Raw genomic sequence first — 25,449 nt, 5'->3', positions numbered from 1 at the left:
CACGTAATTAGACGGCGGATTGCTATTTTGATATGGCAGATTTATTATAGAAGAGGTGCAACTAGACTACATACACATAGAGGAGGAAACTGTAATGAGTGAATCGAAACGCTTGCTCGTATTGGTCGGCTCTTATGCCGAAGCGGAAAATGAGGGCATTTACGCATATGAATTGAATGAGGATACAGGCAGCCTCAGTAAGCTGGACGGCATCTCGGGCGTGAAAAACCCAACGTTTGTCAACGTGAATGCTGATAGCAACAAACTGTATGCAATTGGGGAAGCCGTAACTCCAGAAGGAAACAAAATGTCCGAGGCGGTCGCTCTGAACATTGATCCTTCCACCGGAAAATTGTCCATGCTGAATCGCAGTAATTCCATCTCGGCTCCACCATGTCATATCCAGCGTGATCCTTCCGGACGCTACCTGATCCTTTCCAGCTACCACGGTGGACTGGTAGGTCTGCAATCGTTGACAGACAACGGTGAAGTCGGAGCTCTTCTGGATGAGAAGAAACATGAAGGTAAAGGAGCACATCCGGAGCGTCAGGACAAGCCTCATGTTCACTCCGCATTCTTCAGCCCGGATGGCAAATACATGATGGTACAGGATCTGGGTGCAGACAAGATTGCCATCTACTCCATTGATGCAGACAAGAATGAGCTTGTACTGCACAGCGAAACGAAAACCCATCCAGGAGCAGGTCCGCGTCACTTGGCGTTCCATCCGAATGGTCAATTCGCTTATGTAATCAACGAAGTGGATTCTTCCATTACGTCTTTCCGTTACGATGCAGCTGCAGGCACGTTGACTGAAGTGTCCACTGTGTCGACATTGCCGGATGGTTATGATGGCACTGAAAATACAACGGCTGAAATTACAGTATCGAATGACGGTCGTTTCGTTTACGGTTCGAACCGTGGGCATGATAGCATCGTTGTATTTGCAGCAGACGCTGAAACAGGTCACCTGAAACTCGTTGAGCATGTCTCGGCTGAAGGTGAGCATCCACGTCATTTTGCATTGACACCGAATGGTAAACTACTTATCGCTGCCAACCGCGACACCAACAACATGGTTACATTTACGGTGGATCAGGAGAGCGGACGTTTGAAATACACAGGTCATAGTACTGGTGTATCCAAGCCGGTATGTGTGAAACCCGTTTACTTCTAAACTGCAATTTTCAGTTGTGCATGCCATAAATAGATGAAATAAGACCCTGCCATCTGGCAGGGTTTTTCTGATGATGTGAGAATGGAATTTTACTCGGTGATCTTTCAATGCATGTTAGTCAAAATTGATTTTTTATTATTTACTTCGTATAACAACAAAAATGAGTCATTAGTATCGTGCAGGTAACTACCTGACTTCAAAGTGCGTACTTCCTGGATGGAAAGTCAGGCTCTACAATGAATGAGTAGCGAAGATAAACATGCATGCATCTGAGCAGGCTGATTGGTGCAGGCTAAACATTTAGAAATCCTCTATAGGAATACTCATATCTAAACACCAAAGGAGAAATGAATCATGAAACTGCAACTTGCACTCGACCTGGTAAACATCCCTGAAGGTATCGCTCTCGTTAAAGAAGTGGAACAATATATTGATATCGTTGAGATTGGTACGCCAATCGTTATTAATGAAGGACTGCATGCGGTGAAGGCGATGAAAGAAGCTTTCCCTAACCTGCAAGTATTGGCCGACCTGAAAATTATGGACGCGGGTGGATACGAAATCATGAAGGCTGCTGAAGCAGGTGCTGATCTGATCACTGTGCTTGGGGCAACCAATGACAGTACGATCAAAGGTGCAGTAGCAGAAGCGAAGAAACAAAACAAACAAGTTCTTGTGGACATGATCAACGTGCCTAACCTTGAACAACGTGCTCGTGAAGTTGATTCGCTTGGCGTAGATTACATCTGTGTACACACAGGTTATGACCTGCAAGCTGAAGGACAAAGCCCGTTCGAAGATCTGCAAACGATCAAAGCTGCTGTGAAAAATGCCAAAACCGCAGTTGCGGGTGGTATCAAATTGGAAACATTGCCAGAAGTGATCAAAGCACAACCGGATCTGGTTATTGTGGGTGGCGGAATCACGGGACAAGCAGACAAAGCAAAAGTTGCGGCTGAAATGCAGCGTCTCGTTCAACAAGGGTAACTGGATGAGCAGCAGACAATACGCAGCTGACATTCTGAAGGAACTGGAACGTACGCTAAGCCAGATCAACGATTCGGAGATGCAGGCAATGGCTGAGCATATTCTGGCTTCGGAACAGATTTTTGTGGCAGGTGCTGGCCGGTCCGGTTTGATGGGAAAGGCTTTTGCCATGAGATTAATGCAGATGGGACTTCGGGTGTTTGTCGTTGGGGAGACCGTAACACCAGGCATCAGTCCGAAGGACTTCCTTCTGTTGTGCTCGGGTTCGGGAGAAACGGGCAGCCTGGCGGCGATGGCCCAGAAAGCCAGTAAAGCCGGTGCTTCCGTAGGTCTGATCACGATCAAGCCGGAGTCCAGCATTGGTCAAATGGCTAACACCGTCGTTCGTCTTCCTGCATCTGCGAAAGAGGACACGGCAACGTCAGGCGCAGCTGTTACGATTCAGCCGATGGGTTCGCTTTTTGAACAGGGATTGCTGCTTACTATGGATGCTCTGGTACTCACGTTGATGGAAAAGAAAGAGATGACTGGGGCGGACATGTTTGGCCGTCATGCGAATCTGGAATAGATGATCTCTTGCAGATCTTGAAGCAAACATAACACAGGCAGGACCGGAATTCCTTTTTATAGAGGGAAGCCGGTCCTTTCTGTCATGTTAGTAGGGACAAGGTTCACGTTTCCTATGCATTCGGGCCATGCTGTAGTAGAATTGAGAGTAAGCTATATCGAATAACGTACATGTTGATATAAGAATGTAAGCTAAGGGGGCTCGGAGCCATGGCAGCCGAAGTCAAGGAACGGATTAATCTGAAGGAAATCAACTGTGAGAAGGAATTGACCCTTGCTGTTATTGGCGGCAAATGGAAACTCATTATATTGTGGCATCTGGGACTGGAAGGAACGAAGCGTTTCAGTGAATTGAAGCGATTGATCCCGCATATCACCCAAAAAATGCTGACCAACCAGCTTCGGGAGCTGGAGGAAGACCGGCTGATCGAGCGGAAGGTTTATGCGGAAGTACCCCCTCGGGTAGAGTACAGTTTGACGGATCATGGGCATAGTCTGATGCCAGTGCTGCGTGCAATGTACGATTGGGGCAAAAATTACGGAGAAAATGTAATCTGGAAATCAGAATAAATCAGAGTTAAAGGAACCGCAGGGTGGCATGGAACATTTCCATAACCCTGCGGTTTTTTGATGTACCATTGAACTTGAATCAAAAGTCTTAATTTGGGAGATGTCAGGTATAAACGGTCGGAATATGATACGATGAGAGATATTGGAAACGCAAGGAGGAGGACATATACAGATGGAAAAAATACGTACACGCGATGAAGTCAGCCGGGAAACGACCTGGAACCTGGCAGACTTGTTTGGAACCGATGCAGAGTGGGAACAGGAACTCAAGTCACTCCCTGAAGCGGCAGTCTATATTGAAACGTTCAAAGGGCGTCTGGGCGAAAGTGCTGAACAGTTACTGTCATGTCTGGACGCTCGTGAAGCACTTCAGGAACGAATCGCCAAGACTGCATCCTATGCGCGACTTAAACAATCGGAAGATAGCACCAATCCGGTGAACATTGAGAATTCGGCCAAAGCGGGAGATATCCTATCGTCTCTGTCGTCTTCCTTGTCTTTTGTCAATTCTGAGATTACGGATCTTCCCGAGGGTACAGTGGAACGTTATATTGCCGAACTTCCCGGACTGGAGCCCTATGCCCGGAGTTTGAATCTTCTGCTTCAGGAGAAAGCACATCGTCTCTCGCCGGAAACGGAGAAAGTGCTGGCATCTCTAGGAGAGGTATTGGATTCGCCATACCGGATTTACCTCCGAGGTAAACTGGCTGACATGACGTTCGACGATGCACTGGATGGAGAGGATAATAACCGTCCACTGTCCTGGTCTTTCTATGAAAATAACTATGAAATGTCTTCCGATACAAAGCTGCGCCGTTCTGCCTACGCAGCCTTCAGTTCCAAGTTGAACGATTACAAAAATACGTTTGCCGAAGGTTATGCAACCGAAGTGAAAAAACAGGTTGTCTTGTCCCGGCTTCGCGGTTATGACGATGTTACCGATATGCTGCTCAGCCCGCAGCAAGTAAGCAAAGAGATGTATAACAATATTCTGGATATTATCCAGCAGGAACTCGCACCTCATATGCGCAGACTTGCAGCTCTCAAGAAACGTGAGCTGGGTCTGGACAAGCTGATGTTCTGCGATTTGAAAGCCCCACTTGATCCTGAATTCAGTCCTGCCATTACATATGAAGAAGCCTGCACGCTCATCCGTGAAGCTCTTGCTGTACTTGGGCCGGAATACGGCGAGATTGTGGAACGGGCATTCAGCGACCGCTGGGTGGATTACGCGGATAACGCCGGAAAATCAACAGGTGCTTTCTGTTCATCCATTTACGGATCACATTCGTATATCCTCATCTCATGGGCAAACAATATGCGCGGGGCGTTTACGCTTGCTCATGAAGTGGGACATGCCGGGCATTTCATGCTTGCCGGACGCTATCAGCGGCTTACCAACACAAGGCCTTCTCTTTATTTCATTGAGGCACCATCTACCATGAATGAGATGCTGCTGGCCGATCATCTGTTGAAACGTTCTGACAATCCAAGAATGCGCCGCTGGGTGATTTTACAATTGCTCAACACGTATTACCACAACTTTGTGACACACCTGCTTGAAGGTGAATTGCAGCGCCAGGTATATGCACTTGCCACCAAGGATGAACCGATTACAGCCAAGACGCTTAGTGAGCTCAAAGGAAATATTCTTTCCGGGTTCTGGGGACCGGATCTGGTAGTAGACGAAGGCGCCAAGCTGACCTGGATGAGGCAGCCACATTATTACATGGGACTGTATCCTTACACCTATGCAGCAGGTTTGACGGCATCCACTGCAGCAGCCGGACTTATTCGCGAAGAAGGGCAGCCAGCCGTGGACCGCTGGCTGGAAGCATTGAAAGCAGGCGGAAGTCTCACGCCGCAAGAGCTTATGAAGCTTGCGGGTGTGGACATGTCCGGACCGGAGCCGATCCGTGCTGCTGTGGCGTATGTTGGCAGTCTGGTTGATGAACTTGAACGTCTGTATTCCTGATTTCATTCATATAGTATACGGACAAGGCAAGTAGGGTTGTCTTCGTGCACCGTCTCCTTGGCTGGGGACGGTGCATCTTATTTTGGAGCCGGAAAGGAACGATGATGAATGACGGCAATAAGCATATCTTCATCGATGGGCCGAATAACTACGGACGGCTTCGGTGTATTTGATGACATGAACGGTGTGCCGGGGTTTGAGGGCAATCAGGGGGGATTATTTTCGGGATTTAACGAGTTTGGGGCGATGAGTGCATTTGGCTCGATATTTATTGGCGCCATATTTCTTATTATTGCTAGTGTTATCGTCATTGCGATTATTTCAGGAGTACGAACATGGTCTTCGAACAATGCAGCAACGCTGCTCACACTGCATTGTACTGTGGTGGCGAAGAGAACGGAAGTTACCGGAGGAAGCGGGGACAGCAGTGCTTCAACCTGGTACTACGCAACATTTCAACTGGATAATGGGGAACGCTTGGAACTGAATGTCGGCGGAAGCAACTACGGCATACTGGTAGAAAACGACCGAGGTATGCTCACATATCAGGGGACAAGGTTCAAGCATTTCGAGAGAGATGTGCAGCCTCAGTCTGGCGTAAGCAATGGCCGGTTTTATACGTAATAGAGCATTTGCATAAATCCAATAAGCGACTTCCAATCTTCAATATGATAGATCGAAATGGTCCTATTCGTCTATATATTGTAATCTGGAGCGAGTGGAATCGAATTATGCAAAATGCTGAATCCAAACAGGAGAACGACTTATCCATGGGATTAGGTCGTTTTTTTGTTGAAGAAGAACAAAACACAGGGTATTCAAACGCTTACAACAGTGATATACTCGTGAAATAAAGCGAAACAGTATAAAACAAAAATAAACAAACAAATAAGCAAAGAGAATCTGTACCATATGATAGAAAGGTTGGTGAAGAGCAGTGAGTGTGCTGGCATACGATCTGGGAGCTGGCAGCGGGAGAGCGCTGCTGGGTCATCTGAATGACCGGGGAATTACGGCAACCGAGGTCCATCGTTTCAAAAATGAGCCGGTCAAAGCCGGCGAGCGGATGCACTGGGACATTTTGCGTTTGCATCATGAATTGTTGCAAGGGCTTCAACTGGTTAAGCAGCAAGGAGAGCAGCCGGAGAGTCTGGGGATCGATTCCTGGGGAGTGGACTTTGGATTGCTGGGGAGCAATGGCGAGTTGCTCGGTAATCCCTATCATTATCGTGATGCACAGTTTAACGGCATGATGGAACAGGTTCGAAATGAGCTAACCTCACAGCGGATCTTTGAGCGAACAGGCATTCAGTTTCTTAGTTTTAATACGCTGTATCAGCTCGCAACCCTGCAGCGGAATGGTTCGCCATTGCTGGATGCGGCGGATCGTTTTCTTATGATTCCCGATCTGCTTCGTTACTTTTTGACTGGAGAAGCAATGAATGAGTTTACCAATGCAACAACGACGCAGCTCTACAACCCGGTGAGCGGCCAATGGGACGGAGAACTGCTTGCCCATATCGGGGTCTCGGATCATATGTTTGGTGAAGCGGTGATGCCGGGTACGCGAGTAGGTCAGCTCCGCAGCAGTATAACCGGTGATCTGGGGATATCCGCCATTCCTGTTATTGCCGTGGCTGAGCATGATACGGGTTCAGCAGTGGTCGCTGTCCCTGCAACGAATCGATCGTTCGCTTACCTGAGCTGTGGAACCTGGTCGCTAATGGGTACGGAGATTGATCACCCTGCCATTAGTTCCGAGAGTCTGGCTCTGAACTTTACGAATGAAGGCGGCGCAGGGGGAACATTCCGTCTGCTCAAAAACATTATGGGACTCTGGATATTACAGGAGAGCATGCGTGAATGGGAGCGGCAGGGGATGGGAATCAGCTACGCTGAATTATTGAAGCAGGCGGAACTCGCCCCTCCATTTGCAAGTCTCTTTGATCCGGACGATGATCTGTTCATGCCAGCGGGTGACATGACGTCCCGGATTCGTCAATATTGCCGGAATACGGGACAACAGGAACCGCAGGATCAGGGAGCCATCGCACGGTCCATTTTGGAGAGCCTTGCCCTGAAGTACAGAAGAGTACTGGAATGGACGGAACAATTATCAGGTCAGTCTTTCAATGGATTGCACATGGTCGGTGGAGGCATCCAGAATCAAGTGTTATGTCAGTGGACCGCGAATTCGATTGGCAAGCCGGTATGGGCAGGCCCAGCAGAAGGAAGCGCAATTGGCAACATGGCCGTTCAATGGATCGCCAGCGGTGCCTTCAAGGATATTTGGGAAGCACGCAAGGTCATTCGTGATTCGTTCCCGGTATCCGATTATGAACCGAAGGACAGACCCATTTGGGAAGAAGCATACGGCAGATTTGTCAGATTGACGGACTCATTGAAATCACAAGCCGGGAGTGAGGTGTAACATGCTGGCTGCCGAGCGGTATGATCGGATTGTAGAGATGGTTAATGAGAATGGCAGCATGCGTGTATCCGAGCTTAGTGATCGATGCAGGGTTACCGAAGAGACCATCCGCCGTGATCTGGATCGGCTGGAGCAAGCAGGTAGATTAAAGCGCTCCCATGGAGGAGCTGTAAGCATCAAGGACGATCAGCCGGAGGTCCCTTATCGTGTCAGGGAAACAACGCATGCGGAAGAGAAGAAACGAATTGCTCAGGCTGCCCTGTCCATGATTCGCCCTGGGGATCGAATTCTGCTGGATGCCAGCACCACGGCAGGTTACATGGCTGCGAATATGCCGGATATTCCGCTGACGGTGCTAACCAACTCCATTCAGGTGGCGACTGAACTTAGCAGCAAAGACAAGATTGAGGTTATCTCTACCGGAGGTCAGCTGGCACAGCGTTCCCTTTCATTTGTCGGGCCGCTCGCCGAACGTTCTCTGGAGACGTATCATGTCGATAAACTGTTTTTGTCCTGTAAGGGTGTGCATCTGGAGGGTGGTGGAATCAGCGAGTCCAATGAACTGCAAGCCAGGTTGAAGCAGAAAATGGTCGGTATTTCCGACCAGGTCATTTTGCTCGCAGACGCCAGCAAGTTCGGTGTCCGTGCTTTCGCAAGGGTAACGGGATTGAATGCGGTTCATGCGGTAATCATCAATGAGCCGCAGGAAGGGGATCTGATCCATCGTTTGAAGGACTACGACATCCAAATTACAACCGTATAAGTGAAATACAATTCAGTCAGAACTGACCCTAAACCTACAGATTAACGTTAATAGACCAACTACTAATCGATTATGGGAGCGTGTGATTATGAAGGTCTCCTTGTTCATTACCTGCCTCAGCGATGCCATCTATCCGCGTGTGGGAGAAGCGATGGTGAGACTGCTTGCCGCTCATGGCGTTCGGCTGGAATTCCCGCCTGTTCAAACCTGCTGCGGTCAGCCTTCATACAATAGCGGGTACTGGGATGAGACGAGAGTGGCAGCCAAAACGATCCTGGAAGCGTTTGACGACAGCGATTTCGTAGTCTGTCCTTCAGGTTCTTGTACGTATATGATTCACCATTATCCTGAGCTGTTTGCGGATGAACCGGTATGGCTTGAAAAGGCAGAACGGCTGGAAGCGAAAGCTTATGAATTCACCCAATTTCTGGTGCAGGTGCTTGGAATAACAGATCTGGGCGCACATTTTCCTCATAAAGTAACGTATCATCCGTCCTGTCATGGCAGCAGGCTGCTTGGGGTGAAGGATGAACCCATGGCACTGTTGTCCGCAGTGAAAGGGCTGGAATTTGTTCCCCTTCCTTTTGGAGAGGATTGCTGCGGGTTCGGGGGAACATTTGCCGTGAAAATGTCGGATATCTCCGGAGCCATGGTAACCGAGAAAGTCGATCATATCAAAGAGACCGAAGCAGAGGTGCTTGTTGGACTGGATATGGCGTGTCTCATGAATATTGCAGGCAATTTGCGTTACCGGAATGAACCGGTGCGTGTCATGCATTTGGCCGAATTACTGTATGAGGGGGTGCGAACAGGATGAGTCAGCCGGGTGTAATGGATGTGTCTGTCAAAAAGCGAGCAGAACTCGCGCTCAATGATGATTTTCTGCGCAAAGCTGTGAAGTTCACTACAGAACGACTGCGGAATGGGAAGAAATCCGCCTCGGAAGAACACGGAAATTGGGACGAATGGCGGGAACGAGGCCGCCAGATTCGTCTGCACACGATCGCATATCTCGATTATTATCTGAATGAATTCGTAAACAATGCCCGTGCTAACGGTGTTCATATTCATTTTGCGGATACATCGGTGGAGGCAGCTGCCATTGCTCTCGATATAGCAGCGCACAAGGAAGCTGCGTCCGTGGTGAAATCCAAATCGATGGTGTCGGAAGAAGTACATTTGAACCATGCGCTTGAATCTGCCGGCATCGAAGCGATTGAGACCGACCTGGGCGAATATATCATCCAGTTGGCTGGCGAAGCCCCGTCTCATATTGTCATCCCGGCCATTCACAAAAATCGTTATCAGATCGCCGAATTGTTATCGAAGGAAGCGGGGGAAATTCTGGAACCGGATACCACCGTACTCGCCGGGTTTGTACGCAAAAAACTGCGGGAAAAATTCCTCGAGGCAGATATTGGCATGACCGGCTGTAACTTTGCCATTGCGGAGACCGGATCCATGGTATTATTCGAAAATGAAGGAAATGCCCGTATGGTATCCACTGTACCCAAAACGCAAATAACGCTAATGGGGATGGAACGTATTATTCCATCCTGGACCGATCTCGAAGTGATGGCCACGCTGCTGCCTCGTTCAGCAACAGGACAGAAGTTGACGATGTACATGTCAGGCATAACCGGGCCGCGCCGAACCGAGGACGGGGACGGACCTGAAGAAATGCATATCATTATTGTGGATAACGGCCGATCCCTGCAGCTGGGTGATCCTGAATTTCAGGAACTGCTCAACTGCATACGCTGCGGTGCCTGTCTTAATGCTTGTCCAGTATACCGTCATATTGGCGGGCATGCCTATGGGGGAACCTACAGCGGTCCGATTGGAGCGGTGCTGACGCCTGCGCTGAATGGAAATATAGACGAGTGGAACGACATTGCCAGCGCTTCAAGTTTGTGTGGAGCTTGCTATGAAGCTTGTCCTGTCAAAATACCTTTGCATGATATGCTTGTGTATCTCCGCAGACGCAAGGTGGAAGAAGGGCACGGCAATAAGCTTGAAGGTGCCGGCATGAAGGGATTCGCCGCAGTGGTGTCGAACTCGAAACGATTCAGTGCAGCCATTCGTCTCGGGCAGATCGGTCAGATAGCGGTTGTACGGAATAACGGTATCTCTCTCAAGCTGGGTCCGCTAAAAGGCTGGAACACCTACAGAGTTGCACCCAGCCTGGCAAAGCGTTCATTCCGTCAGCAATGGAACAAGCTGGATCAGGAGCTGACTAAGGATCAGAGAGAGATGGATTCTGCTGTTCGTAACCGGATGGAGCAGATTCTGCGTGAACGAGAGCAAGGAGGCGGCAAGCATGAGCGCTGAACATCAGCAATGGCTGGATCAACTGGAGAAGCGGTCGCGCGAGAAGCAGGAAAAATTCATGAATGGGATTGCTTCCAAATTGAGAAGACCCCGGCAGAAACATGCACCAACACAACCCTTCCGAGGTGCACCATCGTTCTGGAATGAACTGGACTGGGATGAGGACAAACGCATACAGGCATTTACGGATAATTTTGTGAGTGTCGGCGCTCATGTGGTCCGGGTGAAAAATCCGGAGGAAGTATCCGCGTTTATTACAATCAAGGCTAACGAGCTGGGAGCCAAATATCTGATTCGGCAAAATGAACAGGTCTTGGACGAACTGCAGCTCGAAGTGAGCCTGCCAGAAGTTCAGGTTTCCGTATGGAACAGCATGCCGGATGAAAACTGGAAGGCTCGGGCAGCAGAGGCCGACATTGGAGTGGTCATGGCGGATTACGCGACAGCATACACCGGTTCAGTGACCGTGCTGTCATCACCACAAAAGGGACGATCGGTAAGCCTGCTGCCAACGGTATTGATCATTGTCATTCCGGTAGAACGTCTGCATACGAGATTGGGTGAGACGCTGAATCGATTTGATGAGATGGGAAGAGAGAATCTTCCCGCAGGTATTCATTTTATTTCTGGCCCAAGTCGATCTTCCGATATTGAAAATGATTTGACCATTGGCGTGCATGGTCCGGGTATTGTATACGGTCTAATTATGGGGTAATAAATATGAACTTAGGCCCGGTAGTCTTACAATCAACACAACAACTGTCTGGTGAAGCAGAGCTGTTCTGCTCAGGGCAGTTGTTTTTTTTATATTCATTTCTTTAGATTATAGACAAAAACTATTAAAATGATAGCATTTATATATTTAACCTATCATCGACACCTGAGTATAATCAATTTAGATACTTTTCGTTGTTAACAAGATATGGGGAGGCGTCAGAGTGAACATTTATTCTTTTCCGATTTCGTCAGATGGACGCATTGGTGATTTATCAGAGTTCGAGGGGAAGGTGCTGCTCATCGTGAATTCAGCCAGCAAGTGCAGCTACTCCAGACAATTTTTGGCGCTGCAGCAGCTGTATGATAAGTATTGTAAGCAAGGACTAGAGATTTTGGCGTTTCCCTGCGATCAATTTAACCATAAGGAACCGGGCAGCAACGCTGAGATTGTGAAATATTGCAAAAATGAATTTCATATCACCTTTCCGATGTTTGATAAGATTGAGGTTACCGGGCCATCCATTCACCCGTTGTTTCGCCATTTGACTGAAGAGGCAGCATTCGGGGGATATGATCTGGAAACGGAAGAAGGGCAGTGGATGGACCATTTTGTCAGGGAAAACCATCCGACATTGTACCAAGGGAACGGGGTCAAGTGGAACTTCACCAAATTTTTGATCCGTCGAAACGGAGAGGTGAGTGGTCGTTATGAGACTACCATTGAACCGATGAGAATGGAAACACAAATAAAGGAACTGCTCAAGCAGCTCTAGAATAAGCGATGCCGTTGCCAAAACCAAGGTGGACAAGGCCTGAATACTTCAGGCCAAGGGACCACTTGGATTAGTGGATAGAGCAGCTACCCAATGGTCCTATGACTTTGAGACTGTTGTAGATTAGAACTGGAAATGTTAGGGTAAAAGTAAGATAAAGATATCACCCGATTTTTTTTACTCTAAATTGACCAATATACCAATTTGGTCAATTGGTTCTGATTTGTTTTTTTTTAATGTGTTGAATCAAATGTGATTACTTGCAGAAAATGAAGTCATGTTAGTTAATTTGAGGATTTTTTTTCAAAACATTCATTATTTATTTGGTTGGACTACTAAGTTGGAAGAGGAGCGGAGATTATGTCCCCATTTTCAGTACCACAGCCCAAAACATTCGGCCCTTTGGCTAACTTGCCACATTTAAACTTTGAGGAGCCTGTGCAATCCCTGGTCAAACTTGCCGACCAATATGGACCAATCTTTCGAATGGAGTACCCGGGACGAAGCGAGCTGTATATTTCGGGTCATGAGCTGGTCGCCGAGGTAACGGATGAATCCAAATTCGACAAGCGTGTGTGGGCACCTCTTGCGAAGGTTCGTGCGTTTGCAGGAGATGGCCTGTTTACAAGCTGGACCGATGAACCCAACTGGAAAAAGGCCCATAACGTGCTGCTTCCCAGCTTCAGCCAGCGTGCAATGCAGGGATATCATAACAAAATGATTGATCTGGCTGTGCAGCTTGTTCAGAAATGGTCCAGGCTGAATCCCGACGAAACGGTTAACGTACCTGATGATATGACGCGCCTCACTCTGGATACGATCGGATTGTGTGGATTTAACTATCGGTTTAACAGCTTTTACAGAGAAGAACCGCACCCATTTATCACGAGCATGGTACGCGCACTGGATGAATCCATGAGTTCACTGCAGCGCCTTCGTATTCAGGACAAGCTGATGATCAGTAAAAAGAAACAATTCGAACAGGATATTCGTTCGATGTTCACGCTGGTCGATCATATCATTGCGGAGCGCAAAGAGCAGCCTCAGGAAGGTGCGGATGATCTGTTATCCCATATGCTTAGCGGCAAGGATCCGGAAACGGGTGAAACACTTGACGATGAAAATATCCGATATCAGATTATTACGTTCCTCATTGCAGGACATGAGACAACGAGTGGATTACTATCCTTTGCCATATACTACTTGATGAAAAATCCGGACAAGTTGGCCAAGGCGCAAGCCGAAGCCGACCAGATTTTGAAAGATCCGGTTCCGACGTACAATCAGGTTCGCAATCTGAAATACATCCGCATGGTGCTGAACGAAGCATTGCGCCTGTGGCCAACGGCTCCGGCATTTTCCCTATACGCCAAAGAAGACACGGTGCTCGCAGGAAAGTATCCTTTGCAAAAAGGGGATAGTGTAAGTGTGCTCATTCCCAAGCTGCATCGTGACCGTGATGCTTGGGGTGACGATGTAGAGGAATTCCGTCCCGAGCGGTTTGAGGATCCGAGCAAGGTGCCGCATGATGCCTACAAGCCGTTTGGTAATGGTCAACGGGCATGCATTGGACAGCAGTTTGCACTTCAGGAGGCAACGCTTGTGCTGGGCATGGTCCTGAAACATTTTGACATGATCGATCATACGGATTACCAGTTGAAAGTTAAAGAGACATTGACACTCAAGCCGGATCATTTCACCATTCGGGTTCGTGCCCGTGGTGGGCAGCCTGTCATGGCTGTTCCAGGTGTTTCGGTACAGGAGCCATCCTCGGCTGCCAAAAGAAAAGAGCCTGATGCGGCAAATGCCCATCACACCCCGATGCTTGTCTTGTATGGTTCCAATCTGGGTACCGCGGAAGGTATTGCCCGTGAGATTGCAGATCATGCACGATATCAAGGCTTTCGAAGTGAAGTTGCAGCACTGAATGATCGAGTAGGCAAACTGCCTAAAGAAGGTGCTGTTGTCATCGTCAGTGCATCGTACAATGGCCAACCGCCGAGCAATGCCAAGGATTTTGTGGAATGGATTGAACATGCAGATCACAAGGAATTTGAGGGAGTCCGCTTTGCCGTGCTTGGATGCGGGGATCACAACTGGGCCAGCACGTATCAGCGCATCCCGCGTTTGATTGATGAACAGCTCTCTTCGAAGGGAGCAACGCGGTTATCTCCTCTTGGTGAAAGTGATGCTAGCGGGGATTTTGAGAAGCAGGTTGAGGACTGGACTGAACAATTGTGGCCGGATTTGGCACGAGCGATGGGACTTGAGCTGAACAGCAGCTCAGGCAGTGAGCGCAGTTCATTGTCCGTACAGTTTGTAAGTGGGCTGGCGGTGACACCGCTCGCAGATACGTATGATGCCCATGTAGCTCAAGTGCTCGAGAACCGGGAACTTCATGATGCGGGCAGCCAGCGGAGTACACGTCATCTGGAGATCCAACTGCCTGAAGGCATGACCTACAAGGAAGGCGATCATCTTGGGATTCTCCCGCAAAATCCACCGGAACTCGTGGAGCGTGTACTAAAACGTTATGGTTTCACTGGGACGGAACACCTGGTTTTGGACGCATCCGGTCGAAGCGCCGCGCACTTGCCTCTGCATCAGCCGGTTAATCTGTATGACTTGCTCAGCCACAGCGTGGAATTGCAAGAAGCAGCAACACGTGCACAGCTGAGAGAGCTGGCAGCATACACCGTGTGCCCGCCGCATAAGAAGGAACTTGAAGCGCTTTTGGATGAATCCGTGTATATGGAAGAAGTGCGAGGAAAGCGGGTATCGATGCTGGATTATCTGGTTAAATACGAGGCGTGTGAAATGCCGTTTGAACGCTTCCTGGAACTGCTGCCTTCACTCAAAGCGAGATATTATTCCATCTCCAGTTCACCTCGTGTTCAGCCGGAACAGGCCAGTATCACTGTTAGTGTAGTTCGTGCTCCTGCCTGGAGCGGACAAGGGGAATATAAAGGCATAGCGTCAAACTATCTGGCGAACCTGAAACCGGGTGAAGAGGTGGTTATGTTCATACGGACGCCAGAGTCCGGGTTTGAATTGCCAGATCAAGCGGAGGTACCGATTATTATGGTAGGTCCAGGAACAGGTGTGGCACCATTCCGGGGCTTCCTGCAGGCAAGACGTGTTTTGAAGGAACAAGGGCAGCAGGTTGGCGAAGCCCATCTGTACTTTGGATGCCGTAACCCGGAGCATGACTATTTGTATAAAAATGAGCTTGAAGCTGCACAGCAAGAAGGGCTTGTCCAGCTCCATACGGCTTTCTCCAGAGTGGACGGACAGGACAAGTGCTACGTGCAGCATCTGATGAGAGACGACGCCCAAAAGCTGATCCCACTGCTTGAGCAGGGCGGGCATCTGTATATTTGCGGAGATGGAAGCAAGATGGCCCCTGATGTAGAGGCTACGCTCAAGAAAGCATACACTGACATTAGCGGCAATTCCGCAGAACAGGCTGATGCATGGCTTGAACGTTTGCAGCAGGAAGGGCGCTATGCCAAAGATGTTTGGACAGGTCTATAATGCGGAAACCCCAATAGAGCTAATCCGCTTATTTAACATGAATAAGCTGCGCGGTGAGACACAGAGAAATTCTGTGCTCACCGTTTTTGCCATGGAGACATAAGCAGGCAGAGCGGCAGAAGTTGCGTTATAATTTGAAGGGCAGCATGTATTCATGACACGATACGAATCAGCGCGTCTGCTTTTTCTTTTGCAGTGCTGGACGATTGATGGATTCGATCTGGGTCAGAGGAAACAGGATGCGGGAAGGAAATTTGCCCTTTCCCTGAAGCTCCAGATAATCGATTCCCACGCCAACCAGTCGGATATTTCTAAAAGCGTTTTTGGATGGGAATACGGTGCGAATGCCTACCCGCACACCTCGGCGTGTTTGTGGCGTATCAAACACACGGATGGATAACAGGGTGAGCGGAATAAACAATTGTCGATTGACTTTGATAAAATGATGAGGGTACACCCGCTTGATCCGGCCCGGTTCAAGTCCTGATCTCGGTGTATTAAGCTCGGCCAGATGTCCCTGCAGCTCTGCAAGACGCTGTTGCAGCGTTTTGCCTGTATGGAGATGATGCCAATTCATAAGTCATCCTCCGTTCTCCGTTTATACCTACTATATGAGCGGAAGAGGTCCAGAGGTGAGCAATTGGCTGCCCATGTTTGTTCAACAAGGTCCATAATATATGATATAGGGAGTGATTCCAATGAACGTGGAAATAAACAAGGATCTTATAAAGGATGAACGCGGGAATTATTATATCGCCGTGCAAATGGAAGGAAATGGGCTAACACTCGTTAATGCGTTTGTTGAAGCATCCTTTACTCCGGAATTGATCTACAATGAAGAGTTTCGCAACAAATATAAGGAGATAGAGGGCGGATTCGTTGGCAAAATTGCAATGGACCTTCTCCGGCATGATGTGGTCATGGGATTAAAAGCAATCGACCGACGGCTGCTGAACTTGTCCGATGTGGAGCAGGAGTATAACGTGAGTTTTATCGATACAATTGAATTTTATCGTCACCCCGCGTGGAAACGCCAAGCTTGAGAATGTTCGTTTGAATCGTTTTTCATAGCTGCTTGAGGGATCGAGGGGACAAGATATCCTAATGAAAGCTTGGAAATAGCAAAGGCGCAAGTGCAGAGAGAGTCTCTGCATTTGCGCCTTTTAACTTATTGATATCTTGGATAGATAATGCCGGTATCTCGGACTGTTTTTAAACCACCATACGTATAGCATTGCATCTCATTTCCTTTAATTAGGATCGGGATGGATTTCCCCTGATAGATGAGCTCACCCTTAATTGTCCGCACACTCATTCCAATGACACTTTCAAGCCGACCATCACGATCGGTAACCAGTCGAATGCCAGACGGGCCTTGAATGTGAAGACTGCCTTCCCGGTATACCATAAGATGATCTTGTGTATTCACCAACTCAAAATGCTGACCATTTACGGTTCGGCTGTATGCCGTATTGCCAGTAACCACCTCGCCATGATCCATGTCCACGGGAAGAAGTCCGGTAAACCACAGCTGGTCTGAACCGACGGGCATAATTCCGCATAATCGTTCCACATAATCGAGCAGACACAGGATCGCAGGGGAGTATGTTTCTGTGAAGCCTTCCTCACCGGTCCATGGGCTTAGGTTTTGGGCAAAACGTTTGGCTCTGGACAATGCAGCAAGGATCGGATTCATCACCCAGGTCAATTCCACATACCGATGATGAGCTTCGAAGGCATGGGGTGCTCGAATCAGGCTCAAAAAATTGGATGGTCCACCCCAGCTGTTATAGGCAGATGAAGGATCGAACCTGGGATCGTCCATGGCTATGGATGTAAAGGGATATCGGGCAAAAAACTTGCTTGTATTCAGCAGATATCTTCGTAACACCTTGTCGAACAATTCTTGGTCGCCCACTTCGCAGGCCATCACGCGCAGCAGCACATCGGATTGGACTCTGACCAGCTCGTCATTTCGATCACGATCATAAAAGAACTGCTCATCTTTGTCATAACAATAACGAAAGAGACGATCCAGACTGATTTCGGCTTTAGCCTTCCATTCCAAACCGGATTCGCCAAGCTCCTCAGCCATACGGGCCAAATATATGCGCTGGCAATATATATTGGCGGTCAAATCCGGGGCCAGGAAGGGCAGTACCGGAGAATCCGGATGACATGCAGCAGGATCATTCCTGTAGGGCGTATCCGGCACATGCCAGAACCTCGGTGACAGATCATGTCCGGTATCAAATGTGCTGAAGGCCTCTACACATCCGGTTCCCCGAGTATCCCGGTGACGTGCGATCCAGTCGTCATAACGTGACATGGCTGTATACATCGTTTTTAGGAAAATGCGGTCCTGACCGTGAAGCAGATAGTGGTTCCATACACTTCGGGCAAGTGGAGTAACCAATTGAATCTGACGATAGGAAGGACCGTTCTCTGTCAGTTTATAAGGCAGCAAACCATCCTCTCGCTGATGAGCGGCAAAGCTAAGATAGGTCGTTTGGGAAACGGATGGAACCAGGCGGGACAGCAGCTCTGCGTTAATCGTACCTGTGCTCTCCAGCCAGCAGCCGAGGTAAATTCCACCTTCCTGTAGAACAGGAGCGCTGCCATCCATGGGAACAATGCAGGCAAGCAGCTTCTCTGCTGCAGTGTAATAGGCCTTTTCCAGTCGTCCGCCCGATGCCGCAAAACGAACTCCAGATTCCTGCCACTCTTGCAGGATCTTCGCATCTTCAGGTTTAGCTGGCTGCACGAGGTCTTGAATGGATATTTGGCGCAGCCGGTTTACTAGTGCTTCTGTCATGTCCGCCTCCTTGTGGGGCTCGGTTATTGATTTGATTCGAAGATTCGAACGGTACCATTGTAAAAACTCGATACGGCTTCCTCGACACTTTTGCGTCCAAAGCCAATTTCCTGGGTTGTCGTCTGAGCCAGCTTGGAGAATTCGGCAAAACCAGGAGGGTTATAGCTCACATCAAAAGGTTCCGTTTTGGTGGCTTCAGATACAAAATTGGTATAGTCATAAACGAGCTCTTCAACAGCTCCCGCTTCTTTCTGAAGAAGATTACGATTGGTTTCCGTAACCGGGACGCCACGGTCATTGCCAAGAATTCGGGCAGCATCCGGATCATTGATCCAGAAATCCATTAGCGTGGCAACCTCTTTCGGATACTTGGTATTCGCATAGCCCGACAATCCCTGACTGGATTCGAATACGACACCCGTACCTTTGGGACCACGCGGAACCGGATGCAGAATTAGCGGATCTTCCGTCAGACTCTGGAAGGCAGCCAGCTGGTTGGAAGGAAGCAGGCTCATGGCAGCTTTGCCTGTGATCAGCAGGGATTTACTCGTGTCATCATGGGGATTGGAGACCTGCATTTCAGGTGTAACCACACCGCCGGATGCAGAAGCCTTCTCCCAATACTGGAACCATGCGAGGACATCTTCCTGTGCAAACCCTAATGTACCGTTTTTCATGTCATACAGCTGTTTGCCACGCTGCTTCAAGTAGATGTCCATGCCGTCGACCGTGAAGTTATAGGTTCCAAATATACCATCGCCGAGCTTGTCAGATAGCTCCTTGCTGATTGCCGCATAATCTTCCCAGGTCCAATTCGGATCAGGCAAAGGGATGTCGGCTTTTTCAAACAAAGCCTTGTTGATCACAATGCCGCGTGCGTTGGCACCTGCTGAAATATGCTGAAGCTTTCCGTCAAGACGCCCGTATTCCACCATGCTGGTATCCATGCCATCCAGGTTCAACTCCTTGCCAACATACGGATCAAGATTGAGCAGCACATCCTTTTTGGCATAGTCGACCACATTTCCACCCAGGAAAAAAACATCCGGTGCAGTGCCTGACGCCAGCTGCGTATTCAGTTTGTCAAAGTATCCGGAGGAAGGAGCAAATTCGCCCACAATTTTAATGTTCGGATGTTTCTCCTGAAATACTTGAAGGGCTTCGTTCGTAATATCGGCCCGCTTCTGGTCACCCCACCACATCATGCGCAGTTCAACCTGACCGTTTACTTCGCCCTTTTGATCCGTATTGCCGCCAGCGCCTGTATGATCCGTACCAGAGCAGGCTGTTGCGAGTAACAGGAGTGAGGCGGCCATTCCCATCTTGAGTCGTTTAAACATCGTTCATCCTCCCAACAAATATGGTGATTTTGAAACATTGGCGTACTTAAACATGTGGAGAGTGGTAGACCGTAGCCCGACAATCTTTTAATCGGTACTTACTTCAGACCAGTTGTAGCAATGCCTTCAAGAAAATAGCGCTGAAACACCAGAAAGATGATTGTTACGGGCAGCAGAGACAGCGTCGACATGGCGAGCAATGCACCCCAATCCGATTGTCCCGATGGATCGAACAGGGAGCGTATGCCCAGTTGAACGGTGAACAGATCAATCTTGCTCAGGTAGATCATCTGGCTGAAGAAATCGTCCCAGCTCCAGATAAAAGTGAAGATGGCGGTTGTGATCAGTGCGGGAACGAGGAGGGGTACCACAATTCGGAAAAAAATCTGGGATTGTCCGCAACCGTCGATCGTTGCACTCTCGTCCAGCTCCCGTGGAATACCGCGGATAAATTGCACCATCAGCAGAATGAAGAAGGAGTCCTGTGCGAGCCATTTAGGCAAAATAAGCGGGAAATACGTATTAATCCATTGCAATTCGTTATAGAGAATATATTGAGGTACCAGCGTCACATGATAAGGCAGCATGATTGTGACCAGCATGATACTGAACCACAGCGTCTTCAGCTTAAATCGGAGCCTGGAAAATGCATAGGCAGCGAGTGAGCACGAGATGACATTCCCCAGGACGCTCATGACCGAGATTAATGCCGAATTGCCGAAGAATCGGCCAAAGGAAACGCCTTGCAGCCCTTTCCAGCCATTCACGTAATGATCCAGTGTGAAGCTGGTCGGAATAAGACTGCTGCTGGTGAAGATCAGCTGGTTTGGTTTGAACGAACTGAAGATGAGCCATAACACCGGGTATAGCATCAGCAGACCGAGAAGGATAATGGCAATGTGCCTCCCGGTCTGAACCAGCTTTCGTCTGAACGGCATATAATTACCTCCCCTCCTGGTTGTCGCCATAGAACACCCAGAACCTGGATGTGAGAAAGACGATTGCAGTGAAAACACCGATAATGACCAGCATGATCCATGCCAGTGCCGAGGCATATCCCATATCAAAGAACGAAAAGCCTTTCAGATACAGGTACAAGGTGTAAAACATCGTGGCATCGAGCGGTCCTCCGCGACCATCTCCGATGACATATGCCGGAGTGAAGGCCTGGAAGGAATTGATCATGCTCATAATCAGGTTGAAAAAAATGACGGGTGACAGCATCGGCAGGGTGATGCGGAAGAATTGGCGCAGCTTGCTGGCTCCGTCCACATCGGATGCTTCGTAGAGATCGGCAGGTATCTGCTTGAGCCCAGCCAGGAAGATCACCATCGCCGAGCCAAACTGCCACACGGACAGAGTAACAATGGTGTAAATGACGTAATCGGGATGTGCAATCCAAGCAGGTCCTGCTATGCCGAACCAGTTCAGAAACTGATTGACGAGTCCATTGCCGTCGAAGATTTGGCGCCATACAATGGCAATCGCTACGCTTCCTCCCAAGAGAGAGGGAATGTAATACACGGTCCGATAGATCCCGAGTCCGCGAATGCCTTTGTTTAACGCCATCGCTACCAGCAGTGCAAATGCCAGTCGAAGTGGAACGGACAGGAAAACATAAAAGAAGGTGAGTCCTAGCGATCTGCGAAACGTATCATCTTCACTGAAGATTTGCACATAATTGCTGAGCCCTGTCCACGTCGGTGGCGACAACAGATTGAACTTGGTCATGGATAAATACAGTGATGCAACCATTGGCCCCAGTGTTAGGCAGAATAGGCCGATAAGCCAAGGCAGAAGGAATAAGTAGGCTGTCTTATTTTGCTGGCCGTATAAGGGCGTGGACATTTTTTTCATGGTTTGCCTCCCTTCAGGCTAAGAGTGGACGGTCGTCCAGAATATTGAATCCGCTTACATGATAAGCGGTAAACGACCTGATAACCTCATCTTAACTTGGAAGCGATGGAGCCGGAATCTCATTTCTTCGGATTCTCATTAGCGATTTTTTCGGATTGCAGAACTCGGTACTCCGAAGGACTCATGTTGTGCATCTTTTTGAATCTGGCACTGAAATAGCTTGGTGAAGAGAAGCCTGTAAGCTCGGTGATATCCCATACGCTCAATTGAGTTTCCTTCAATAGACGTGTTGCGTGTTTCATCCGGGTCTCTGTCACATATTGAATAAAGGAGATGCCTGCTCCTGCCTTAAATATTTCCGAGAAGTAGGAAGGGTGATAATTAAATTGCTCCGCCAGAGAGGTGAGCGTTATTTCCTGCATGTAGTTTTCGTCGATATATCGTTTCGCCGATTCGATCAAACTCGCTTCTGTCATCTCGGATGGATGCTGTAGATCCACAAAATCCTGTGCCCATTGCATAAGCAGCCGTTCTGCTTGCACGGGGGTTTCCAGCCACAGCACCCATTCGGGAGAAAGCCACCGAGATTGCTTGCTATGAGCATGACGCACGTAGTCCATAGCCGGAGACTCCATCAGAAGTGAAATTTGCAAAAGACAGCGGACGAGGCGGGAAGAGGATCGCTGAAAAGCCTCATCCAGCTCTTTTCGAATCATGCTGCGGAAGGAATCCAGTTCGCCTCGAATGAGACATCGATGCAGCGCGCGACTGGTCTCTTCTGGCAGCAGCGGGCTATGGTCCATTACCTGTGTGGTCTGAACTTGACCAGTCTTACGTCCGGCAAGGTTCCAAGCCAGCAGGGAATGGACGTATCCTTCCTTCCAGCGGTCAAGTCCTGTCACCGTCAGCCCAATTCCCATCTGCACTTCCATCGTCAAATAGGAATTGATTTGTGCCGACAGTCTTTCCGCAAATTCATGCTGAACTCCATCCAATAACATGAAATGCATGATTCCAGGATGGGCTGTATCTTGAAATACATGTGCGCTCCCCGTATAGGACTGGGCAATTTCACGACAGACCATCTGGAACGGGAGGTGCATATCCTCCGGAACACGGGTCTCGGAAGCAGAAGGGTGGCTTGTTTCCCTCAGACCCGCAGTCAGGAAACAAACCTGGGAATACTGCCATTCATCCAGATGGAACAGCCTGATCCGTTCCGGCAGTGCAGAAGGAGGAAGCTTGCTGCCCTTCACGAGATCCAGCAGGAAGTGTGTTTTCATCTGTTGATAGTATTGGGACAGGCGCCACTGCATCTTTTCGGAATCATCGCGGGTCTTTCGTTTGTTGTCCAACTCCTCTTTGATCTTGGCTAAGGCTGTTCTCAGCTCTTCCCGCGTCACTGGCTTCAATAGGTAGTCCATGGCATGACTGCGGACTCCGGCTCTGGCGTATTGGAAATCCTCATATCCGGTAATAATGATGATTTCAATGGACGGATTGTGGATTCTGCAAATATCCAGCAGCTGCACTCCATCCATGACAGGCATATTCATATCTGTTACGAGCAGATCAAACGGACCTTGTTTCAGCAGTTCAACAGCTTCCACGCCGTTGGCTGCCTCACCTGAGATGGCAAAGCCCATTCCATCCCAGTCCACTTTCAGTTTCAGACCTTCACGAACTTCGATTTCATCATCGGCGATCAATACGTTGTACATGATTATCCTCCTGTACGGGTAGAATCAGTTCGATACATGTGCCCTGGGCATCCCCGTTTGTAATATGAATGGCAAAAAGGGAACCGTAATGCAGGCGACACCGGGCAATTACATTGCCAAGTCCAATGTGCCAGCCTGAATTCCGGAGAATCGGCTCCAGCTGCGAGGTGACAGCATCAGGATCCTGCAGTCTGGATATGATCTCCTGGGGCATGCCGGGTCCATTATCCTCTATCTGGATTTGCAGACATTGGTCCAACCTGATAATTCGAATATGCACCTGTGCAGTAGTTTGGTGCTGGAAGCTGTATTTGACGGCATTCTCGATTAACGGCTGTAGAATAAACTTGACGATGACGAGACGATCCAGACGGCCCGATTCCTCAATGGAGATTTCAAGTTTAGGACCGAAACGGGTTTGCAGAATGGAGATGTAGTGGCGGACATATGCAAGTTCCTCGGCCAATGATACAAGATCATCATTCGTATGCATGGAGTATCGCATCATTTTGCCAAGATCCTCAATGACCTGCACGGTATCGTCTGTTCGACGCTGCATGGCGAGACTGCTTACCAGCTCCAGCGTGTTGAACATAAAATGAGGGTTAATCTGCATCAGCAATGCTTTATATTCGGCTTGCTGCCGAAGCAGTTTTAACTCGAATTCATTTTGGATATGCTGTCTCAGCCGGAGGATCATGTAGCGGAAGGTAGAGACAACATAACTGATCTCGCTTTTTACATTTTGGTCCGGAGGCAGTAGAGACTCGGCCTGGTCAAAAGCACCACGCTGCACCTGCCTCATGGCCAGCACAAGACGTGTCAAGGGCTTGGTTACCCCGTAGGACAGCCAAGCCGCAGCACACAGGGACAGCAATATTACAGCGATCGTGACCACAAGTGTTGTCGTTTGGAGTTTGTGCAGAGAGGAATACATTTCTTTCTCCGGTGCCAAACCAACCAGCATCCAGCCTGTTCGTCCCAATTTTTTGTATACCATAATGTCCCGTTTACCCTCATCATTGGTCAGATATTCAACACCTGATTCCGGTGTACTCTTTCGTATAAGATCGATTTCAGATACGGCCCTCGCCCCAAATTCATGAGCCTTTTGGGAGAGGATGGGCTGGCCTTGTTCGTTCAGCAGAAAAATGGTGCTGTTGTTGGCCAGATGAATCCGGCTGAGTGGTTCCAGAAAGTAGGACTCGCTTACATTGACCTTCATGACATTACGTGCCGTTGCATGATGGAAGGTTCCAAGAGGCATGAGCAGGCTAACCACCGGGTTGCCATGATCTCTAACGCGTTCATGCTCGTCAGTATGTGCCGGCAGCCATCGGTCTCCGGATGCAAAAAAATTTGTATACCATGATTCTCGCAAAAAGGCAGGGTCATTAGTGACCTGATTTTCGGCGCCAATCCGAAGCCCGTTTAATCGATAGATGGACACATCGGAAATACTGGTGTAACTGTTCGTAGCCTGCGTCAGAAATCGGCTCATGGCAAGGTTTTCCAACATTTTCTCCCCCTCGGACAGCTGCGGATCACTCAGGGCATTATCCCAACTTTTCGCCATATCACTGTTGAAGACGAGGGAGGCTGCATCGTAAATTTGCATTTGGACCATATCAATATAAGAGCCGTATTCCTCCATTTTCTCCAGAGCAGAGGATTCGATATAGGAGCGTATCACAGCCCGTGATTCCGCAAATAGCAGGAAGGAGAGCGTGCCGAATGAGAGGACAAACAGGACAATAATCAAGGCAATCAGCCGGCTTTTTAATGAAAAGAACATCCATTTCCTCCTTGATATTAAGATTTTCTCAAGCCAGGACTCCAAATGGAAAAAAGACCGCGTGAAATACGCAGCCTTGAATAACAAGTTGAAGGA

General features: G+C 48.8%; 21 protein-coding genes. 14 read left to right on the top strand and 7 right to left on the bottom strand.

Translation table 11 applies throughout. From position 1 onward, the window contains the following. Positions 1-94: 94 nt before the first annotated feature. The 13 genes from AB3N00_RS06350 to AB3N00_RS06290 all read left to right on the top strand — a co-directional run bounded on the left by AB3N00_RS06350 (position 95) and on the right by AB3N00_RS06290 (position 15,825). On the top strand, positions 95-1,177 hold the full coding sequence (locus AB3N00_RS06350) for a lactonase family protein (RefSeq protein WP_413033829.1): 1,083 nt from the start codon (positions 95-97) through the stop codon (positions 1,175-1,177). A gap of 354 nt (positions 1,178-1,531) precedes the next feature. Next, positions 1,532-2,164: a 3-hexulose-6-phosphate synthase gene (hxlA, locus tag AB3N00_RS06345; protein WP_090993813.1), complete on the top strand. Its 633-nt coding sequence runs from the start codon at positions 1,532-1,534 to the stop codon at positions 2,162-2,164. A 4-nt stretch (positions 2,165-2,168) separates the two neighbouring features. Further along, positions 2,169-2,732 carry a 6-phospho-3-hexuloisomerase gene (gene hxlB / locus AB3N00_RS06340; RefSeq protein ID WP_413033828.1) on the top strand — a complete coding sequence of 188 codons (564 nt, stop codon included), beginning with the start codon at positions 2,169-2,171 and terminating at the stop codon, positions 2,730-2,732. Between the two features lie 209 nt (positions 2,733-2,941). Beyond that, positions 2,942-3,301, top strand: coding sequence for a winged helix-turn-helix transcriptional regulator (locus tag AB3N00_RS06335; protein WP_095287596.1), 360 nt, complete (start codon positions 2,942-2,944; stop codon positions 3,299-3,301). Between the two features lie 172 nt (positions 3,302-3,473). Further along, positions 3,474-5,276 (top strand): oligoendopeptidase F, encoded by a 1,803-nt coding sequence (gene pepF / locus AB3N00_RS06330; protein WP_413033827.1) that lies wholly within the window; start codon positions 3,474-3,476, stop codon positions 5,274-5,276. 135 nt (positions 5,277-5,411) lie between these two features. Continuing rightward, positions 5,412-5,900: a DUF2500 domain-containing protein gene (locus tag AB3N00_RS06325; protein WP_413033826.1), complete on the top strand. Its 489-nt coding sequence runs from the start codon at positions 5,412-5,414 to the stop codon at positions 5,898-5,900. Positions 5,901-6,213: 313 nt separating this feature from the next. Beyond that, entirely contained in the window at positions 6,214-7,707 is a 1,494-nt protein-coding gene (locus AB3N00_RS06320) for a rhamnulokinase (protein WP_413033825.1), read from the top strand. A 1-nt stretch (position 7,708) separates the two neighbouring features. Next, positions 7,709-8,470: a DeoR/GlpR family DNA-binding transcription regulator gene (locus AB3N00_RS06315; protein ID WP_413033824.1), complete on the top strand. Its 762-nt coding sequence runs from the start codon at positions 7,709-7,711 to the stop codon at positions 8,468-8,470. Positions 8,471-8,558: 88 nt separating this feature from the next. After that, on the top strand, positions 8,559-9,287 hold the full coding sequence (locus AB3N00_RS06310; protein WP_413033823.1) for a (Fe-S)-binding protein: 729 nt from the start codon (positions 8,559-8,561) through the stop codon (positions 9,285-9,287). Next, positions 9,284-10,801 (top strand): LutB/LldF family L-lactate oxidation iron-sulfur protein, encoded by a 1,518-nt coding sequence (locus AB3N00_RS06305; protein WP_413033822.1) that lies wholly within the window; start codon positions 9,284-9,286, stop codon positions 10,799-10,801. The genes AB3N00_RS06310 and AB3N00_RS06305 overlap by 4 nt, the downstream gene beginning before the upstream one ends. Next, positions 10,791-11,516 (top strand): LutC/YkgG family protein, encoded by a 726-nt coding sequence (locus tag AB3N00_RS06300; protein ID WP_413033821.1) that lies wholly within the window; start codon positions 10,791-10,793, stop codon positions 11,514-11,516. The genes AB3N00_RS06305 and AB3N00_RS06300 overlap by 11 nt, the downstream gene beginning before the upstream one ends. Positions 11,517-11,739: 223 nt before the next feature. Next, positions 11,740-12,291, top strand: coding sequence for a glutathione peroxidase (locus AB3N00_RS06295; RefSeq protein WP_413033820.1), 552 nt, complete (start codon positions 11,740-11,742; stop codon positions 12,289-12,291). Between the two features lie 360 nt (positions 12,292-12,651). Next, a complete protein-coding gene (locus AB3N00_RS06290; RefSeq protein WP_413033819.1) occupies positions 12,652-15,825 on the top strand; it encodes a bifunctional cytochrome P450/NADPH--P450 reductase in 3,174 nt (1,057 codons plus the stop codon). 169 nt (positions 15,826-15,994) lie between these two features. Here the strand turns inward: AB3N00_RS06290 and AB3N00_RS06285 are convergent, their stop codons facing one another. Further along, positions 15,995-16,402, bottom strand: a complete 408-nt coding sequence (locus tag AB3N00_RS06285) for a hypothetical protein (protein WP_413033818.1) — start codon at positions 16,400-16,402, stop codon at positions 15,995-15,997. A 121-nt stretch (positions 16,403-16,523) separates the two neighbouring features. On the opposite strand from AB3N00_RS06285, the gene AB3N00_RS06280 reads away from it, so the two are divergent. Further along, entirely contained in the window at positions 16,524-16,868 is a 345-nt protein-coding gene (locus tag AB3N00_RS06280; RefSeq protein ID WP_413033817.1) for a hypothetical protein, read from the top strand. 125 nt (positions 16,869-16,993) lie between these two features. On the opposite strand, the gene AB3N00_RS06275 is transcribed toward AB3N00_RS06280, so the two are convergent. From AB3N00_RS06275 to AB3N00_RS06250, 6 genes are all read right to left on the bottom strand, one after another. Further along, positions 16,994-18,640 carry an MGH1-like glycoside hydrolase domain-containing protein gene (locus AB3N00_RS06275; protein WP_413033816.1) on the bottom strand — a complete coding sequence of 549 codons (1,647 nt, stop codon included), beginning with the start codon at positions 18,638-18,640 and terminating at the stop codon, positions 16,994-16,996. Between the two features lie 23 nt (positions 18,641-18,663). After that, positions 18,664-19,980 (bottom strand): ABC transporter substrate-binding protein, encoded by a 1,317-nt coding sequence (locus tag AB3N00_RS06270; protein ID WP_413033815.1) that lies wholly within the window; start codon positions 19,978-19,980, stop codon positions 18,664-18,666. A 98-nt stretch (positions 19,981-20,078) separates the two neighbouring features. After that, positions 20,079-20,918: a carbohydrate ABC transporter permease gene (locus AB3N00_RS06265; RefSeq protein ID WP_413033814.1), complete on the bottom strand. Its 840-nt coding sequence runs from the start codon at positions 20,916-20,918 to the stop codon at positions 20,079-20,081. Between the two features lie 4 nt (positions 20,919-20,922). After that, positions 20,923-21,837: a carbohydrate ABC transporter permease gene (locus AB3N00_RS06260; protein WP_175396222.1), complete on the bottom strand. Its 915-nt coding sequence runs from the start codon at positions 21,835-21,837 to the stop codon at positions 20,923-20,925. 119 nt (positions 21,838-21,956) lie between these two features. Further along, positions 21,957-23,558 (bottom strand): response regulator transcription factor, encoded by a 1,602-nt coding sequence (locus AB3N00_RS06255; RefSeq protein ID WP_413033813.1) that lies wholly within the window; start codon positions 23,556-23,558, stop codon positions 21,957-21,959. Further along, positions 23,533-25,353 carry a cache domain-containing sensor histidine kinase gene (locus AB3N00_RS06250; RefSeq protein ID WP_413033812.1) on the bottom strand — a complete coding sequence of 607 codons (1,821 nt, stop codon included), beginning with the start codon at positions 25,351-25,353 and terminating at the stop codon, positions 23,533-23,535. Before AB3N00_RS06250 ends, AB3N00_RS06255 begins: the two co-directional genes overlap by 26 nt. Positions 25,354-25,449 lie beyond the last annotated feature (96 nt).

This window comes from Paenibacillus xylanilyticus, from assembly GCF_047246825.1.
In the GTDB taxonomy this organism is placed as follows: Bacteria; Bacillota; Bacilli; order Paenibacillales; family Paenibacillaceae; genus Paenibacillus; species Paenibacillus xylanilyticus_B.
This window is presented reverse-complemented; position numbering and strand designations above follow the sequence as displayed.

Coding starts and splice junctions, on each gene's coding strand:
- AB3N00_RS06350 (WP_413033829.1), top strand. CDS start 95: ATGAGTGAATCGAAACGCTTGCTCGTATTGGTCGGCTCTTATGCCGAA.
- hxlA (WP_090993813.1), top strand. CDS start 1,532: ATGAAACTGCAACTTGCACTCGACCTGGTAAACATCCCTGAAGGTATC.
- hxlB (WP_413033828.1), top strand. CDS start 2,169: ATGAGCAGCAGACAATACGCAGCTGACATTCTGAAGGAACTGGAACGT.
- AB3N00_RS06335 (WP_095287596.1), top strand. CDS start 2,942: ATGGCAGCCGAAGTCAAGGAACGGATTAATCTGAAGGAAATCAACTGT.
- pepF (WP_413033827.1), top strand. CDS start 3,474: ATGGAAAAAATACGTACACGCGATGAAGTCAGCCGGGAAACGACCTGG.
- AB3N00_RS06325 (WP_413033826.1), top strand. CDS start 5,412: ATGGGCCGAATAACTACGGACGGCTTCGGTGTATTTGATGACATGAAC.
- AB3N00_RS06315 (WP_413033824.1), top strand. CDS start 7,709: ATGCTGGCTGCCGAGCGGTATGATCGGATTGTAGAGATGGTTAATGAG.
- AB3N00_RS06310 (WP_413033823.1), top strand. CDS start 8,559: ATGAAGGTCTCCTTGTTCATTACCTGCCTCAGCGATGCCATCTATCCG.
- AB3N00_RS06305 (WP_413033822.1), top strand. CDS start 9,284: ATGAGTCAGCCGGGTGTAATGGATGTGTCTGTCAAAAAGCGAGCAGAA.
- AB3N00_RS06300 (WP_413033821.1), top strand. CDS start 10,791: ATGAGCGCTGAACATCAGCAATGGCTGGATCAACTGGAGAAGCGGTCG.
- AB3N00_RS06290 (WP_413033819.1), top strand. CDS start 12,652: ATGTCCCCATTTTCAGTACCACAGCCCAAAACATTCGGCCCTTTGGCT.
- AB3N00_RS06285 (WP_413033818.1), bottom strand. CDS start 16,402: ATGAATTGGCATCATCTCCATACAGGCAAAACGCTGCAACAGCGTCTT.
- AB3N00_RS06280 (WP_413033817.1), top strand. CDS start 16,524: ATGAACGTGGAAATAAACAAGGATCTTATAAAGGATGAACGCGGGAAT.
- AB3N00_RS06275 (WP_413033816.1), bottom strand. CDS start 18,640: ATGACAGAAGCACTAGTAAACCGGCTGCGCCAAATATCCATTCAAGAC.
- AB3N00_RS06270 (WP_413033815.1), bottom strand. CDS start 19,980: ATGTTTAAACGACTCAAGATGGGAATGGCCGCCTCACTCCTGTTACTC.
- AB3N00_RS06265 (WP_413033814.1), bottom strand. CDS start 20,918: ATGCCGTTCAGACGAAAGCTGGTTCAGACCGGGAGGCACATTGCCATT.
- AB3N00_RS06260 (WP_175396222.1), bottom strand. CDS start 21,837: ATGAAAAAAATGTCCACGCCCTTATACGGCCAGCAAAATAAGACAGCC.
- AB3N00_RS06255 (WP_413033813.1), bottom strand. CDS start 23,558: ATGTACAACGTATTGATCGCCGATGATGAAATCGAAGTTCGTGAAGGT.
- AB3N00_RS06250 (WP_413033812.1), bottom strand. CDS start 25,353: ATGTTCTTTTCATTAAAAAGCCGGCTGATTGCCTTGATTATTGTCCTG.